The organism is Desmonostoc vinosum, from assembly GCF_059505385.1.
The window spans coordinates 1-14182 of sequence record NZ_JCACKM010000089.1; the positions used below are offsets into that span (position 1 = coordinate 1).

At 38.9% G+C, this 14182-nt stretch carries 15 protein-coding genes; 11 read left to right on the forward strand and 4 right to left on the reverse strand.

What is annotated here, in order from left to right:
* The first annotated feature begins 100 nt into the window (after positions 1-100).
* The 4 genes from AC5JMF_RS15045 to AC5JMF_RS15060 all read left to right on the forward strand — a co-directional run bounded on the left by AC5JMF_RS15045 (position 101) and on the right by AC5JMF_RS15060 (position 2088).
* A complete protein-coding gene (locus AC5JMF_RS15045) occupies positions 101-742 on the forward strand; it encodes a hypothetical protein (protein WP_495796534.1) in 642 nt (213 codons plus the stop codon).
* Between the two features lie 204 nt (positions 743-946).
* Positions 947-1321, forward strand: a complete 375-nt coding sequence (locus tag AC5JMF_RS15050) for a hypothetical protein (RefSeq protein ID WP_495796535.1) — start codon at positions 947-949, stop codon at positions 1319-1321.
* Positions 1322-1334: 13 nt separating this feature from the next.
* Positions 1335-1715: a hypothetical protein gene (locus AC5JMF_RS15055; protein WP_495796536.1), complete on the forward strand. Its 381-nt coding sequence runs from the start codon at positions 1335-1337 to the stop codon at positions 1713-1715.
* Between the two features lie 40 nt (positions 1716-1755).
* Entirely contained in the window at positions 1756-2088 is a 333-nt protein-coding gene (locus AC5JMF_RS15060) for a hypothetical protein (protein ID WP_495796537.1), read from the forward strand.
* 158 nt (positions 2089-2246) lie between these two features.
* Here the strand turns inward: AC5JMF_RS15060 and AC5JMF_RS15065 are convergent, their stop codons facing one another.
* Positions 2247-2822 carry a hypothetical protein gene (locus AC5JMF_RS15065; RefSeq protein WP_495796538.1) on the reverse strand — a complete coding sequence of 192 codons (576 nt, stop codon included), beginning with the start codon at positions 2820-2822 and terminating at the stop codon, positions 2247-2249.
* Here AC5JMF_RS15065 and AC5JMF_RS15070 point away from each other — a divergent pair.
* The 6 genes from AC5JMF_RS15070 (at position 2821) to AC5JMF_RS15095 (ending at position 7092) form a co-directional block, all read left to right on the forward strand.
* The gene (locus tag AC5JMF_RS15070; RefSeq protein WP_495796539.1) at positions 2821-4446 is read left to right on the forward strand and encodes an AAA family ATPase; all 1626 of its coding nucleotides are present in this window, start codon (positions 2821-2823) and stop codon (positions 4444-4446) included. The genes AC5JMF_RS15065 and AC5JMF_RS15070 overlap by 2 nt on opposite strands.
* Before the next feature lie 2 nt (positions 4447-4448).
* Positions 4449-4985, forward strand: coding sequence for a DUF192 domain-containing protein (locus tag AC5JMF_RS15075; protein WP_495796540.1), 537 nt, complete (start codon positions 4449-4451; stop codon positions 4983-4985).
* A gap of 58 nt (positions 4986-5043) precedes the next feature.
* Positions 5044-5730 (forward strand): response regulator, encoded by a 687-nt coding sequence (locus AC5JMF_RS15080; RefSeq protein WP_495796541.1) that lies wholly within the window; start codon positions 5044-5046, stop codon positions 5728-5730.
* 77 nt (positions 5731-5807) lie between these two features.
* On the forward strand, positions 5808-6356 hold the full coding sequence (locus AC5JMF_RS15085; protein ID WP_495796542.1) for a hypothetical protein: 549 nt from the start codon (positions 5808-5810) through the stop codon (positions 6354-6356).
* Positions 6356-6805 carry a hypothetical protein gene (locus AC5JMF_RS15090; protein ID WP_495796543.1) on the forward strand — a complete coding sequence of 150 codons (450 nt, stop codon included), beginning with the start codon at positions 6356-6358 and terminating at the stop codon, positions 6803-6805. The genes AC5JMF_RS15085 and AC5JMF_RS15090 overlap by 1 nt, the downstream gene beginning before the upstream one ends.
* Positions 6806-6828: 23 nt before the next feature.
* Positions 6829-7092 carry a hypothetical protein gene (locus tag AC5JMF_RS15095; protein ID WP_495796544.1) on the forward strand — a complete coding sequence of 88 codons (264 nt, stop codon included), beginning with the start codon at positions 6829-6831 and terminating at the stop codon, positions 7090-7092.
* A gap of 10 nt (positions 7093-7102) precedes the next feature.
* On the opposite strand, the gene AC5JMF_RS15100 is transcribed toward AC5JMF_RS15095, so the two are convergent.
* Positions 7103-7633, reverse strand: a complete 531-nt coding sequence (locus AC5JMF_RS15100) for a hypothetical protein (protein ID WP_495796545.1) — start codon at positions 7631-7633, stop codon at positions 7103-7105.
* A gap of 46 nt (positions 7634-7679) precedes the next feature.
* Here AC5JMF_RS15100 and AC5JMF_RS15105 point away from each other — a divergent pair, with 46 nt between their 5' ends.
* Positions 7680-12446 (forward strand): hypothetical protein, encoded by a 4767-nt coding sequence (locus tag AC5JMF_RS15105; protein WP_495796546.1) that lies wholly within the window; start codon positions 7680-7682, stop codon positions 12444-12446.
* A gap of 77 nt (positions 12447-12523) precedes the next feature.
* On the opposite strand, the gene AC5JMF_RS15110 is transcribed toward AC5JMF_RS15105, so the two are convergent.
* Positions 12524-13270, reverse strand: coding sequence for a hypothetical protein (locus tag AC5JMF_RS15110; protein ID WP_495796547.1), 747 nt, complete (start codon positions 13268-13270; stop codon positions 12524-12526).
* A gap of 76 nt (positions 13271-13346) precedes the next feature.
* Entirely contained in the window at positions 13347-13763 is a 417-nt protein-coding gene (locus AC5JMF_RS15115) for a hypothetical protein (protein WP_495796548.1), read from the reverse strand.
* Positions 13764-14182 lie beyond the last annotated feature (419 nt).

Here is a 14182-nt window from a genome sequence, read left to right on the forward strand (position 1 = left end):
CTTCTTACTATGCTTGAGTCTCAAGCCCTGAAATACCAATTAGATAGCTAGGGATCGTCATCGCACTCTAGGGAAGTTGTATTCGGAGAAAAATGTTGGCATGTTAATGTTGGGCTATCGTAATGCCAGCTTCACCCTTTCACAGAAAGGGAATCCCACGGTTAAAGAATCTACAGACTTGGGGATGTCTTGGATGGTGCAGCGATTTGTTGAAAAGACTGCCGTTGGTTTATCAAAAGATGATTCTCGATTAGCAAGTGCTTTAGTATCAGCTAGTAATGATGATTTCAACGAACTACGCACTTTATCCCGAAAAGACTCGCCCAAAGGAGTAGAGTCTGATTTAGCTCTATTTCGGGAAATCTTAGCGGAAGTGCGAGATGAATATTGCCGTGCCCTCATCAGATGGATTCGCAATATTGCTTGCTGCGATGAAGTTCTTGTCTGTGGTGGTACAAGTTGTTTTGTTCGTCAAGAACTAACCCAGTATTTTAGTAAAGAAGGAGTACCTATCGTCTGGCATGGTGGTGTGGAAGTTCCAGCTAGCCTTGATACTAATAAGTTAGGTGAGCGCCTTGCTGATGCTTGGGCTAATCACACTACTTATATTGAAATGCTAGATACGAAGTTTGGATATAACCGTGAAGTGCCATTAATTTCTCAGTCCAAAAAAGTGATTAGTCTAACTTCCAACAAGCCAGACCCTTGGGCAGGTTTTTTACCAATGAAGGAAGGCATATAATACCAATTCGCTGCGGACGCTCGTTCGCTCTTAGCGTCTCCCCTTGGGAGAAGACTCGCGCTACGCTAACGCAATGACGCTCCTACGTCGCTACCGCTACGTTCGCTCTTAGCGTCTCCGATAGGAGAAGATCGCAATTAAGAAATTTAGATATAGCAAGACTTTCTTGATTTATATCTGTTGTTTAATGAGAGGAGAATTGGGATGAGCAGTATTGAAAACTTTAAAGAGTTTGCATCACAGCAGAGTTTCGATACTAAAAATAGCGAAATTTTTGATGATGTCTGGAAAGAAGCAAACGTCTCACACATCCCAAATGCCAATACCAGAGACGGTAATCGGGTTCTATCAGTGTTGGCACAAAGTGAAGCATCGCCTGAATTCATCAAATCTTTCGTAGTTCACGCTTGGCAACAAGGCCTGCCTGTCAATGTATTAAGCAATATCCTTAACAGTGACCTTGATGGTGATGGTCGCAGTTTAGGTCAAGAACTTTTTGCTGACCAGACAGATCCGTATGAGCCACAGCAAGCCAAGCCGCGACATCAATCAGCACGCAGCTTAGATTTGGAACTTTAACGAGGAGTATTCTATGGAGAAAAATACTAGTAACGCAAAAGCTGAGGTAATCTCAATCAAGCGCTCACCTGATTCAATTGAAGGAAGTGTTATCGCTTACCTAAAAAACAATCCCCTATTAATTGGATCAAGTATGCCTTGCTTAGTTATGTCCTGCTTGAGGGCTTACTGGATGCCCTTGCTACTGCATCAAAAAGGAGCGAGTGACGAACAAGTAAAACAAGCAAGCGTTTGGGCGATCGCACAATTATCATCTCAAATCGAGATCATACGTCAGATATGTCTAGCTCAAACCTCTTGTTCTCAACCTCGTCAGCTAACTTTACCATTTGACAATGGTTGGAGTAATTCTCATAGCATCGAAGAACTGGAAAAGCAACTAACTGAAATTTAACAGTAAACCAAACAACTATAAGGAGTTTCTTGTGCTTAGAATGCAAACTAAATCTCAACCCCAGGATGATATAAAATTATCCACCCTAGATCATCAAAAGCTTGAAACTATAATTTATGAGAGGATTCAACAAGACAAAGATATTAGCCAACAACTTCAAGTTTTGACTTATCTAACAAATAAAGACATTGAGCAACAAAGATATAAAATACTCAAGCAAGAAACACAAGAGAAGCTGGTTTTTGGCTCTCTACAGCGAGTATTTATAACTGCCTTTGCCATCTTGGGGATGTTTGCATTCTTCGAGAGAATAATCAAACCATCCCCAGCCTCTGGGATTAATACCCTACCAGGTATTACCAGACAACGATAATGGAGTGGGGAAAAGGGAAAAGGGGAAGGGGAAAGGGGAATGGAATGAAGAAATTACCAATAATAACCCAATATGAAAGGAGTTTCACTTAATCTAATGATCAAGCTATCTGTTTAGATAACATACCTTTTCCCTTTTCCCCTTCCCCTTTCCCCTTCTTATTGTGGTAAATATTTTCTGCGATATTCTTGGCGAGATAGTTTCTTTGACTTTCTATCAGTCCACTGATAGATAGGTGTAATCTTCTCGACATCCTTAAACAGTTCTCGCCAAGTCTCATTTGCAGTGTATTTATAAAGAACGTTTGCTAAAACTCTTGAACAGCGTAGAGGCTGACTGACAATTTGTTCCTCTGCGAAACGCAATACTATCCAATTAGCTTCCAGAAAACACTTATTACGATAATCGTCCATCCCCACACAATGAATAGGTTCTCTAGTACCGAAAGCAAATGGTTCATCAATCTCTAAATCTACATGCAAGTTTGTTATTGGTTCCACGACAAGGAAATCAGCGCTATAAGGGCGCTCGTGTTTGGGAACCACCAACTCCTGTTGTGAAAAAACACACATGCCAAAATGACGTTTTAGTATCAACTCAAATTCCTTCTCACAAGCCCCAACTCGCGTGTTTTCGTTTGATTTTGAAGGTAAAATTTGAGGATTTAAATTTCCCAACTTCACTCCAGAAGGAATAAATAGTAACGGGTAGCAAGGACGAGGACGATTTTTCATGAGTCAGGAAGTAGTAAATCAAATCTTCTCTCTTATTGAACTACACAATCGATTGATTGCAGTAGAAGTACCATTGCAAGAAAGACTAAGATTACTCAAGAATTTAGCGCTTAATTGCACACAAAAAAATATTAATTGCTACTTGTGGACACTTGAGGATGACCAATTACATCAGCTGCAAGTAAATGAACATGACTTGACTTTACGGGGTGTACCTCAATATCAGGCGATCGCTAAAACCAGACGTGAACATTATTTTGAAATCTTGAAATTTTGGAAGACTACTGATTTGCAAGGCATTCTCATACTAGAGGGTATATTTCCCTGGTTGGGTACAGAAACTACTGATCCAGATTTCTTCCTCACTTCAGAATGGATTAAATCTGCCCTGATTAACCTCAAACTCTACAACCATAACTCGAACAAAACAGCCATTTTGTTGGGGACAAATGCCACCGTTTCCTCCGATATTGCCCCTGAAGTTCCTATTGTTACTCAACAACTTCCAAGTTTAGAAGAAATTACTCTTCACTTGGCTAGCTCACTAGAGATTGAACCAGCACAGTTGAACACAATTGCATCTGCTGCCGTGGGCATGTATCTTGCTGATATTACTTATGCGCTTGCGATCGCATTAACCCAAAATAATGGCAGTAATTTCAGTGCCCAAAACATAGCTTTATCGGTATTTAATTATAAAATCGAACTGATTAAACGCACTTATAGCATTGAATTTATGCAACCAGGGGCGATCGCACTCGGCGGCTTAGAATTGATGCAAGAGCGCTTTGTGCAATACCGTAGGCTACTCACCCCAGTAGCTAAATCTTATAATCTTAAACTCCCTAAAGGTATTCTGTTAGTAGGCCCACCAGGTACAGGTAAATCTTACTCGGCCAAAGCTTGCTCACAAATTCTTGGTTTTCCCTTAATGGTTCTGGAGTGGGGTAGTTTTCGCAGTTATGGTCATGAGGCGGAACATAAGCTCAAGAAATTGTTGGCATTGGTAGACCGAATCAATCGCGTAATTCTGTATTTGGACGATTTTGACAAAGGATTTGCAGGTGATGATGACTTGTCTAAACGCTTAGCAGGGATGTTATTAACCTGGATGCAAGAGCGGACTTCAGAAGTACTTGTAATGGCCTCGGCTAACCGAATGGAATGGTTGCCTCCTGAGATGACAAGATCCGGGAGATTTGATGACATATATAAAGTGGACTTACCTAACAACGGTGAGCGCCACTCTATATTCAAAATTCACCTTTCTCGATTTGACAAACGATTTGTTGATGGCGACCCATTTACGACTACTGAGTGGCGTAGACTACTCAAAGAAACAAATCGCTGTGTTGGTGCGGAAATTCAATCACTAGTGGAACGAGCAGCCGCAGCGATTTTCTACCAAATGTCAACAGAAGATATCCATGATCAAAGCTCACTCCCACCTTTAGAATTTACACTCTCTGCTTTACTCGAAGCCAGACAAACTATTAATCCCCTGGCGATTCGGGAAGCTGACAAAATTGAGTCGATGAGAAACAAGGCTTCACTACAGGGATTGCCCTCTAGTCCTGTTGACTCTTCTATTTACAGTACTGGTGATGTCAATATTTTTAGCTGATTATGCAAACACTTAAATTTAAGCGCAATCCTTATCTGATTGCTGTAAAAACGCTCGAAGCTATTGGCCCAATCTTGGGGTTATCTATAATATTTGCCACTACCGCCATTTGGTATTTGCACAACTCACCCCAGCATTTACCTGTAAAGTACAAGCTGGCAAGGGAAGATGCCACAGGCTTCCCGAAGCGGGAACGCACTTTCTACTTAGAATCAGCACAATCACCAGAACAGCTCTACAAAGGATTAAAGTTTCGTGACCAACTCAAGCCCGATCACGGGATGTTGTTCAGTCTTGGTGGGCGTCACACCAATGTCGGCTTTTGGATGTATCAGGTGAAATTCCCACTTGATATTATTTATCTTTCAGACGGGGTAGTCACAAAAGTGGTTAGTAATGCACCTCCTTGTTCTCACTTACCATGTCCCATCTACTATGCCAACAGTGCGACTCATGTTCTTGAGTTGCCTGCTTTCTCAGCTAGTCAAACTAATATTACTGCTGGGGTAAAACTGAAATTTAAGTGGGCATTGCCGTGAAGTACTCATTTGTGAAAGTATTAACTTTTTATTCACAGTCATTTAGAGGGGTATTAACATGATACGAATAGTGATTATTGAAAACCAGCCACTGTTAAGGATAGGGATTAAAAATGCAATTTTACAATCTCCTGTCATGCATGTTTGCGGAGAAGCTAACTCTGGAGAAAAAGGTCTTGCTGTAGCCGAGAAAACTAACCCTGACATTGTTCTTGTAAATATACAGCTACCCGATATGAATGGTATTGATGTCACTATTGCTATAAAACAACGTCTAGATTGTAAAATTGTCATTCTGTCCAACCACACGGACTCTGATGAAATTGTTAATTTTGCCCTCTCGAATGGAGCTAGTTCTTTTGTACTATCAAGCTCCGAACCAGAAACTCTCACAAGTGCGATCGCACTTACCTACGAAAATGAGTGTTGGATAGATCACAAACTTACCTCAAAGTCATTTTTGGAAAACCGCTCTAGCAAGAATAAACAGTTTCACAAAGGGAAGAAATATCGAAATTGTCTGACTTGTGCTGAAATTCGAGTACTGAATTTAATGGCACGCGGCTTATCAAATGAGCAAATTGCTTCTGCTCAATATGTTTGTGTGGCTACAATTAAGTCCCAAATTCATGAACTCAATCAGAAATTAGAAGCCAAAAATCGTGTACATGCAGTACTTCGCGGCGCTTTGCTTGGATATATAAACTACCACAATGTTATCTGTGAAGCACTTGGAGAAACTTAAAGTCAAGTCGCTTCTCTATGAGACGCTGCACAACGCTCCAATTCAAAAAAAGGTAAAAATACAACTGGAGAAATCACATGTTTAAAATTCCAAAAACCACAGCATCTGTATTAGCTTGTTCCTTTTTGATTGCCTCTTGTCAATCACCAGCAGAAGCACAATCAAAAAAACGTATCGATGAAATAGTTCGCAATACCCCTGCTCTTTATAAAGTTAGCTGGGAAGTATGTGGGACAACTATTGCTTCATTCACTCGCAAGCTACGGAATCAATGTCAAAAAGGGAGCAAATTCGTTTGGGGGCCAGCAGGTGAATATGAAATAGTTCGTACTAATAATTACACCACTGGAATAGACATACACCTGTTTGTTAAATCTCGCGGATGTTTAATTCTAGGGAATCCTACAGCGGTAGGATTCTATAAAATGAAGGGTTTTTATTTAGGTAGGCGAGATGAAGAAGCAACCTTGCCTAAGCCTACTGCTAATGTAAAAGTTGAACAATTATCTACTCAACAGAAAAGGCAAGCTATCGCTGATTTCATTACTAAACCTGCTGAAGTTTCTATTCAGGGCATTGCCAGCGAGTTTGACTGCCAATCTAAAGAAAGCTGGCAGAAAAATTGATGAATAAATTATCTATTCTACAAATATCAATTGCTGAAGAAGATAAACGAACATTGACTTTAGCACGAGCGATCGCTCTTTCTGAGGGACAATTTTCTCTCTACTTATTGCGGTGTAATTCTGTTGCTTCACGTCAGCGCATCGTTCAACATCTGCACCAAATATGTCCTGTCACAATTCGCTCCCTGACTTTACCCCCATCAGTCACAAGACTCTACACCAACATCTCTTCACAACTGGGAGATGAACAGCCACGAGCATTAATGGTTTTTGGTTTGGAGTTTGTCGAAAATATTGATGCAGTTTTAATTTCAACTAACCACGTGAGAGAAGAGTTGAGAAAAAAATTCCAGTTCCCAATGCTGTTGTGGGTGAATGACACAATTTTAGTAAAGCTCATCAGGATTGCCCCGGAGTTAGAAAATTGGTCAACTGTAATTGAGATTTAGTTACTCAATTGTAGGAAATAGACATGTCAATGCATGAGATAATAGCATCTCTCGAAAAACTTCTTAATCAAGACCGATTCGCGCTTGAATTGTTGGTACAACTGTGTCAAAACCCAGAGCAACTTATTGTTGATCAAAGTCTAAGGAAACAGTTTGGTGAGCTTGGCTTTATCGATAGTACTGGGATTTGTGATTCTGTTAGAGAAGTTGTTTTGTCCCTAGTGAAAATAGAAGGGATAAAAATCACCCTAGATTCTTCTGTTGTAGAACAAGGCAATACAGCTTAAGCAAAAGTTCTTAAAACTGGGTGTCTTTATCGAAAGGTAAGCTATCAGCAGGCTCGAAATTCTGTAAGTCTAATTCCATCTGCTTGCGGCGCTGCACGTAAGTTCTGCTGGCAGCCCTTTTTTCTTTCATCTGTTCCTCGCCAAAATTAATGCCTTGTTCTGCGTATAGAGCAGACACCCGATTATAGTTGTCTACATCAATCTTTTTACGGTACTCTTGCTGTGAGAGCGCTCCTTCACTAATGCCAATGCTACGGGCATATTCTACGTATTCAGGTTTGAGAGAGCCATCTGGGTTAAATTCCCGTTTCTCTTGTTCTGTAAAGAAATCATAAGCTGTGTAAATCGGCCACGGCTCTGGATCAGTTTCATCTAAACGTTTCCATTCATCATACTGCTCTTTAAGTCTACGAGCATAGTCATTAATTGCTTCTTTATTAGCACCTCTAGATAATTTTTGTTCCCTTACTTCATCTTTTAGTGTTCCATCTGAGTTAAATTCTTTTTTATGCATGTTTATCCAACGCTTGACTCTTGACATAAAACCTCCTAAATCATTAATTAATTCTCAGAAAATATGAAAAACTATGACGATTGAATTTCAGCATTTTGACACAAGATTAAATCAGTGGATTCATACAGATAATAACAAAATGAATCCTGATTCAATTTTAGCCGAAAAGCTAGATAATACTCTCTTAGAATCTTTCTTTACTCACAAAAATTTTTCTTTTGGTCATATAGATGAATATAGTACACCGCAAGAACTAACAAATCATCCAGATGGGCACAGGCTACTATTATCTTCTAAAACTAGACTGCTTTATGGAGAAGGAGAATGTTCAGAAGTAATTGAAAAACTCTGCCCAGATCGTAAAGACCGGGGAGCTTACGGTTCGATTTTTTTGGGTTCATGTAAAAACGCTATTAATGAACAGTTAAACATTCTAGTAGTAGATGATACTACTGGAAACAATGGAGGGATATTGTCAAATGATTTAGCATATAAGTTGGTTGGTGATTGTTACGGGCAAATCTCTACTGAGCTTTATGATAAATTAACTAAAAGGGAATCACAAACAGATAAAAATTATCACGTTATTCAACACCGCTTTGGTTGGAAAGATAATGAAGGTGAAGACACTAAATATCGTTTTGGCAAAGGAACACTGCGACCATATGATCTAGACAAAATAGAATACGCAGATCCCAAAGACAAATCTAAGATAGATCTCATTCTCCCCATTAGTAGTTTCAAAGGAACAGACAAGGATAACCCTCAAGGCCCTTCTAAACCTCAAATTCAGCCAGGGTTATATCAACAAACTATTTGGCTTGGTGAAAAATCGCAATCTCAACAAGGCCAAACTGCTATTTCACAACTACTGGCATCCTTTCCCAAGGGCATCAAAGATTTCGCAGAAGAACTAGAAGCGCAAGCCCAAAAACTAGCCTCCATTCAGGATGATCCGAGAAAAGTTGCACAATTATATTGTGAAAAATATGAGAAGCGCAAGGAGTCATTAAAACAAAAATCTTCTAATGCAGAACAAGAAGTTACTGAACAGCAATCATCCTCTGTTAATGACTTCAAAACAGAAAATGATCTGGAAGATGAGGAATTGACCCAAGACGATGCCAAAGATGACTTATTAATGTATAAACTGATCAAAGCTGATCTGGTTAGTGGTCATAATCAACTTTTAGAAACTGAAAAGGTCAAGCAAGAGCTAAGTCGATTTGTACAAAATGAGTGGAGAGATATTGCGCTGGGAAGAACCCTAACTTTTGACCGAGCCATGATTATTCCCTCCAAGGAACTTAAGAATGGTGAAATCTGCGTGCCTTGGATAGATGAAAGAAAAAAAGTACTTAACTTTCGTTCTCCATTTCTCAACTCTAATGGTTTATGTATCTCTGCTAATAAATACGTAGAAGACCGCTTGGGGCCGGACGGGAAATCACTCAAAGGCGTAATTGTAGTCAACGATGAAGACCACAAGCGAATTCAAGCTCGAATTCGAGAATTGGAATCACAAGGTATTGATGTTGATTTCGTTGACCCAGCCGAAACAGAATCAGAACGCCAAGCACGAGATTTTGACGGCGACTGTATTGGCGTTACGTTAGCAAGCAAATATCCCAACTTAACAGCAGAAGCAGAGTATAGGAACCAACCAGAAAATACTTATGCCCCCACAGTCAAACTCAAGAAACAGTCTTTTTACCGAGACGATGGAACACAACCACCTTTTGAAGAAATCGCTATCCACATGAGTGATAGCATCAGTGTAGGTATTATCAATAATCAAGTCACGGCACTTGAATCTTTGGAATCAGAAATCGAAATCCTCAAAACTCATGGAACTCTAAAACAACAATTAGAATATTTAAACCAGGTTTCGACTCATTACCAAACTTTATTCGAGCAAGAACATTTTCATTCTCCCAAACCAATCAGACCAGAATACAAAACCTACATGCAGGAGTTTGTTGGTTTAGGTGATACTGCTGATAAAAATCCTCAAAATATTCACAAAGCGATGGATGTTAACCGTAACATGTATCGCCAAATGATTGAAGAAGGATGCTATCAAAATCAAATCGCGGTGGATTTATTTAAAAGTTCTAAAAAGCCAGAAATGGACTTGATTAAGGAAAATAGCCGATATCTCTACAGAGATGTTAATTATATTAAAGATAAAAAATCAAGAACAGCTTATTTAAATGAAGGCATCACTCCCACTGGCTATTCTCCAGTAGAATTATTAATAAATCAAACTAATAAATACTTTCAGCAATCTCAGTTAGAATCTCGCCCGATCGTGCAATTCCAGGATTTGTTTAAGGGAGTCGAGTTTACACCGCAGCAGAAATTTAGTGCGATCGCAGCAAAGCATAAATTTGATCAGCAATTCAACGCGGCAGTAAATCTGGAACGACGACGCGAGACTGAGAAAGGGCCTTATGCAGTAATCCAAACTGCTCAAGGGGCGCAATTAGAAATTACAAATCTCACACGCTACGGGCATCCTGGCATTTGGAATGCAAAAACGTTAAACCTGAAACTAGAAGAGATTCCCTCTAAATACCGTAGTAGCGACCGCCCCCATAAATTATTAGCATTGGCTCAGATTGACGGTGAAACAGAAGAGGGAAAACCCAAGTATAGAAAGTTGGGTACAGTTAGCCAACAGTCTGTAACTGACTGTAATCTCAAACCAGGAATGACTACAAATGGAGCTACAGTAGTAGAATTCAAACCAGAATTAAGCAAGGGACAGACTAAATTACTGTTTGCTCAAGCCTACAAGAGTGCAGAAGCATTTCGAGATTCAATTCCAGAATCAGATAGACTTGCAGCAGCAGCGGCCGCCTGGAATATTTCTGCATCACGACAAGATGAACTTGAAAACAAAGAGCAACCAGCCGTAGCAAAGAAAGTATCTAACTTTGTATTTGCTGCGTTTCCAAATGAAATTGTTTCTAGACTAGACCAACTCCAGTTTACTGATTTGAAACTGGGAAGGCTTGATAATGAAGCGAATAATTTTAAGGATCAAGTTTGGAATCAAGAGCAGAAATACCCCGTAGAGATTAGAGCATCTCACCACCCCGAAGGGCATGAGCGCCACGGCTCTAGATTAATATTTGTACAAGACACGGATGGAGAATATAAAGAATTTGCCCCCATAGAACCAAGGGGTGGACACTTACCCATTGGCACTAAAGCAAGCGCCCAAATTGTACCAGGAGAAACTTACACTGCTAAAGCGACTATTGAATTACCAGGCAAACCACCAGTTGAATTTACTATTAGAGAGATTAGCAAATTCTCATATGCAGGCAAAGAATTCAATAATGAACCAGCTACTTTGGCTATTGGCAATGTAGAAGTCCCTAACCAAACAGTAAAGCTAAAAGTTGATGGAAAAACACTTGGAGAACTAGATGCGGATTCTGTTCAACAGCTTCAAGGATTCAACTACCTCAAAGATGGCAATCAGCTAAATCTCAAACTGACTTCTATTTCTGAAGGTGGTGATCGTGCTTTTTTACTCGCTCAATCTCCTCAAGGGAATTTGTTAAAAATAAATAAAGTTAATCATTATGACTTTAAAGGTCAAGTGTTTGATGACAAAGATTTTAGAAAAACAAATATAGAAATTCCCCATTCTCAAATTAAGGATGCGGTATTCCTTGATGGTAAGCCACTGGGAGTTCTTCATTTCAAAAAAGACAAGGAAGCTCTTAGACAACTTGGAGTTCTCAAAACAGGAAGGCTAACTCCAGTGCAAGCAACGCTACAAAGTAATTTCTCCACAACTTTGGTTAAAGTTGACCCAACTACTGTTGAGTATCCCGAAACTTGGAAAAAAGAGAGTCAGGCTTTTGGTAAGCAGCAACCAGTGAACGCGCAGCAGCAAGAAATGATTGACAAGTCTGCACCAATGCTGCAAAAAATTAAAGAGCGTCCCACGATATTGTTCACCACACCTGAAGATAAAATGTTGGGATTGACTCAATTAGCAGTCGATAATCACAAAGTTGAGACTGTTACCAAATGGCTGGCTGACCAAAATGTTTCATTTACTCAAGTGACAGCAGAAGATGTTCCACTAGAAACCAAAAAAGGATTAGCGGTTTTCAATCTTGTAAGCGCTTCTATCCCTGAACAAACATCTGCATCTGCTGCCATGACTCTTAAGTTTGGAGCGGTTATTGAGTCGGCAGGCGAATATCAACAACAAATTAACTCTCTTGCTAATCGTCCGCGAGATTTATTATTTACCCCAGATTCTCGCGCCCCCTCCCCTACTCCCAAAATTGAAACTGCTACACCTGACCCAACACCTGTGACAACAGCAGCGAACAACACTCCCCCAACTCAATCAGTAACTATTGATGATTTGAGAAACTGGTACAGTGCTGCTGACAAATTGGGCAAGTCCGAGCAATACAAGCAACGAATTACAGAAGTTGCTAACCAATTTAAGTCTGGTCAAGCGTTATCTAATGATGCTTTGGCAGCCTTAAATAAAGATACAGAAGAATACCGCTCTATTAGTCGGCTCACTCAAGTTGCCCAGAAAGTTGGTACTGTTCTAGGTGAAATTCAACCAGATGGTTCAACTCAAGCTCAGGGTAAAATTTATCACATTCGTTTCAATGCTGAGCGTAAAGATTTAGCGATCGCTCAACATAATGGGGATGTAGTCTTGAGCGTTGAATCAGGCAAGGTGAAGATTAATCAACTTACATCCCAAGTCATTCAAAACTTTGAAGATTTTAATCAGCAAATTGATAAGATTTTGAATAAAACTAAGGTGCAGAGCAGCGAAATTCATAGATAGGAACTAAAGCCAGAATTGATGGTGTTATCTTGCTAGCTATATTGATATAAAATTGATCTAAAAAGTTTAAATTTTTGTTAAAAGTTAGATTTAGATACAGAAAGATTCAGTGATTGTAGAAGAAACTGAAGATCAATTTCCTGAGATTGACAAATACCTACAATAGTTGTAGTTGAAGAAACTTGATGCTGAACAAAAATAGGATAATTAACAAGATAAAACTTTTTAATAGTATCCTGTTGAAAATAGCAAAGATTTTTACTCAACCCCATTATTTGATTAATATTAAGATTTTCATGACGATTATTGTGATATCTATCCCAGATCTGGGATAGATAGATCTCTGTTTGATCGTGATGTTTCCAATATGTTATTGGAGATAAAGTTTTTACTAATTGTTGTCCATATTCTTGAGTGACTTGTGCATACTGAAGTTGTTTCCAAGCATAACGTTGTTCTATATGATTACGAATAGCTACCCAGTCTAATGAGGATATAGTTTTACCCTCATTAGAGTAATTATTAATGAAAGATTGGTATTGAGCTAGTTCTAATTCAATTTCACTATTGAAATTTTCCACCTTACACAGCCATCTGGGGTCAAACACAGCAACAAGAGTCGCTAGCCATTCATCCCACTGCTCTGGCTTCATTAAGGAGTTTTGAAGAGAAGTTTCGACTGGATGTAAATCGAAAGGAGAAACTTGTATACCACTCTCTATTAATACCCAAATGGCAAAATCAATTTGTGTATTAAATTCCAATTCAATAAATCCAAAATGAGGTGATGAATTAGATACTGGTAACAAATCTTGTAAATACATACTTAAACTTGAAAACAACAAAAAAATATCTTAACAGTAATTATAACAATTAATTACTGTTAAGATTTATATTTAATTATTGATGTGCTTCTGTACAACTAGCAGCAAGCTCTGGATCAATCGTATAAACATAAACCCCTCTATTTGAGAATCCAGATGCAAAACCTTTGATAGTTGCTGCTTCATACAAATTTCTTTGATTAGAAAAGAAAGCTTTCCTGGCAATTCTAGTTTGTCCTTGTGGTAAGATTTCATGAAACTCTTGGGTAGCACTTCCTCCAATCGTTACTGCAAAAGCTATTTGTCGGATTGGTTTATCCATGTCTGCAACACTCACAGACCATAAAACCTCTGTACCATCTGGAAAAATAGTACAGTCAATAGTAGCAATTCCTCCAGGCAGGCTACGTCGATTTCCTGCTGCAAAGGCTACATTCTGAAAAAGAAGTAGACTGACAGATATCAAAGAAGTTAGTCGATATTTTAGTTTCATTTGAGAAATTAAGATAAAAACTGTTCATATATCTCTGGCGTAGCCTATACTTATAACTTGATAATTTGAGAAAAATAAAGCAATATGTAAAAAGAACATTGCTTTGCTTCCATTGCAACCAAAAACGATTGCAATTATGTGGCTGGCTTCTTGCTATGCATTCATGAAATTTGAAAAAAATAAAACTCTGATTCAAACATTTTAGTTAGTTCCGTGTCTCAGTTCAAAAGCATCCTTTTAACACAAAGAAAAAAAGACAGTCTAAACTGTCTTGATTAAACATATTATGATCCTATAATAGATTTCATCAACCTATCAAAATCTCCTTGTTGATGAGTTGTTTTAGGTACAGGATTTTCACCTCTAATAGATTTCATCAACCTATCAAAATCTCCTTGTTGATGAGTTGTTTTAGGTAC

What these genes read in the sequence shown, in the direction of transcription:
- AC5JMF_RS15115 (WP_495796548.1), bottom strand. Translation starts at nt 13,763, where the DNA reads ATGAAACTAAAATATCGACTAACTTCTTTGATATCTGTCAGTCTACTT.
- AC5JMF_RS15075 (WP_495796540.1), top strand. Translation starts at nt 4,449, where the DNA reads ATGCAAACACTTAAATTTAAGCGCAATCCTTATCTGATTGCTGTAAAA.
- AC5JMF_RS15085 (WP_495796542.1), top strand. Translation starts at nt 5,808, where the DNA reads ATGTTTAAAATTCCAAAAACCACAGCATCTGTATTAGCTTGTTCCTTT.
- AC5JMF_RS15045 (WP_495796534.1), top strand. Translation starts at nt 101, where the DNA reads ATGTTAATGTTGGGCTATCGTAATGCCAGCTTCACCCTTTCACAGAAA.
- AC5JMF_RS15070 (WP_495796539.1), top strand. Translation starts at nt 2,821, where the DNA reads ATGAGTCAGGAAGTAGTAAATCAAATCTTCTCTCTTATTGAACTACAC.
- AC5JMF_RS15095 (WP_495796544.1), top strand. Translation starts at nt 6,829, where the DNA reads ATGTCAATGCATGAGATAATAGCATCTCTCGAAAAACTTCTTAATCAA.
- AC5JMF_RS15110 (WP_495796547.1), bottom strand. Translation starts at nt 13,270, where the DNA reads ATGTATTTACAAGATTTGTTACCAGTATCTAATTCATCACCTCATTTT.
- AC5JMF_RS15090 (WP_495796543.1), top strand. Translation starts at nt 6,356, where the DNA reads ATGAATAAATTATCTATTCTACAAATATCAATTGCTGAAGAAGATAAA.
- AC5JMF_RS15065 (WP_495796538.1), bottom strand. Translation starts at nt 2,822, where the DNA reads ATGAAAAATCGTCCTCGTCCTTGCTACCCGTTACTATTTATTCCTTCT.
- AC5JMF_RS15050 (WP_495796535.1), top strand. Translation starts at nt 947, where the DNA reads ATGAGCAGTATTGAAAACTTTAAAGAGTTTGCATCACAGCAGAGTTTC.
- AC5JMF_RS15100 (WP_495796545.1), bottom strand. Translation starts at nt 7,633, where the DNA reads ATGTCAAGAGTCAAGCGTTGGATAAACATGCATAAAAAAGAATTTAAC.
- AC5JMF_RS15060 (WP_495796537.1), top strand. Translation starts at nt 1,756, where the DNA reads ATGCAAACTAAATCTCAACCCCAGGATGATATAAAATTATCCACCCTA.
- AC5JMF_RS15105 (WP_495796546.1), top strand. Translation starts at nt 7,680, where the DNA reads ATGACGATTGAATTTCAGCATTTTGACACAAGATTAAATCAGTGGATT.
- AC5JMF_RS15055 (WP_495796536.1), top strand. Translation starts at nt 1,335, where the DNA reads ATGGAGAAAAATACTAGTAACGCAAAAGCTGAGGTAATCTCAATCAAG.
- AC5JMF_RS15080 (WP_495796541.1), top strand. Translation starts at nt 5,044, where the DNA reads ATGATACGAATAGTGATTATTGAAAACCAGCCACTGTTAAGGATAGGG.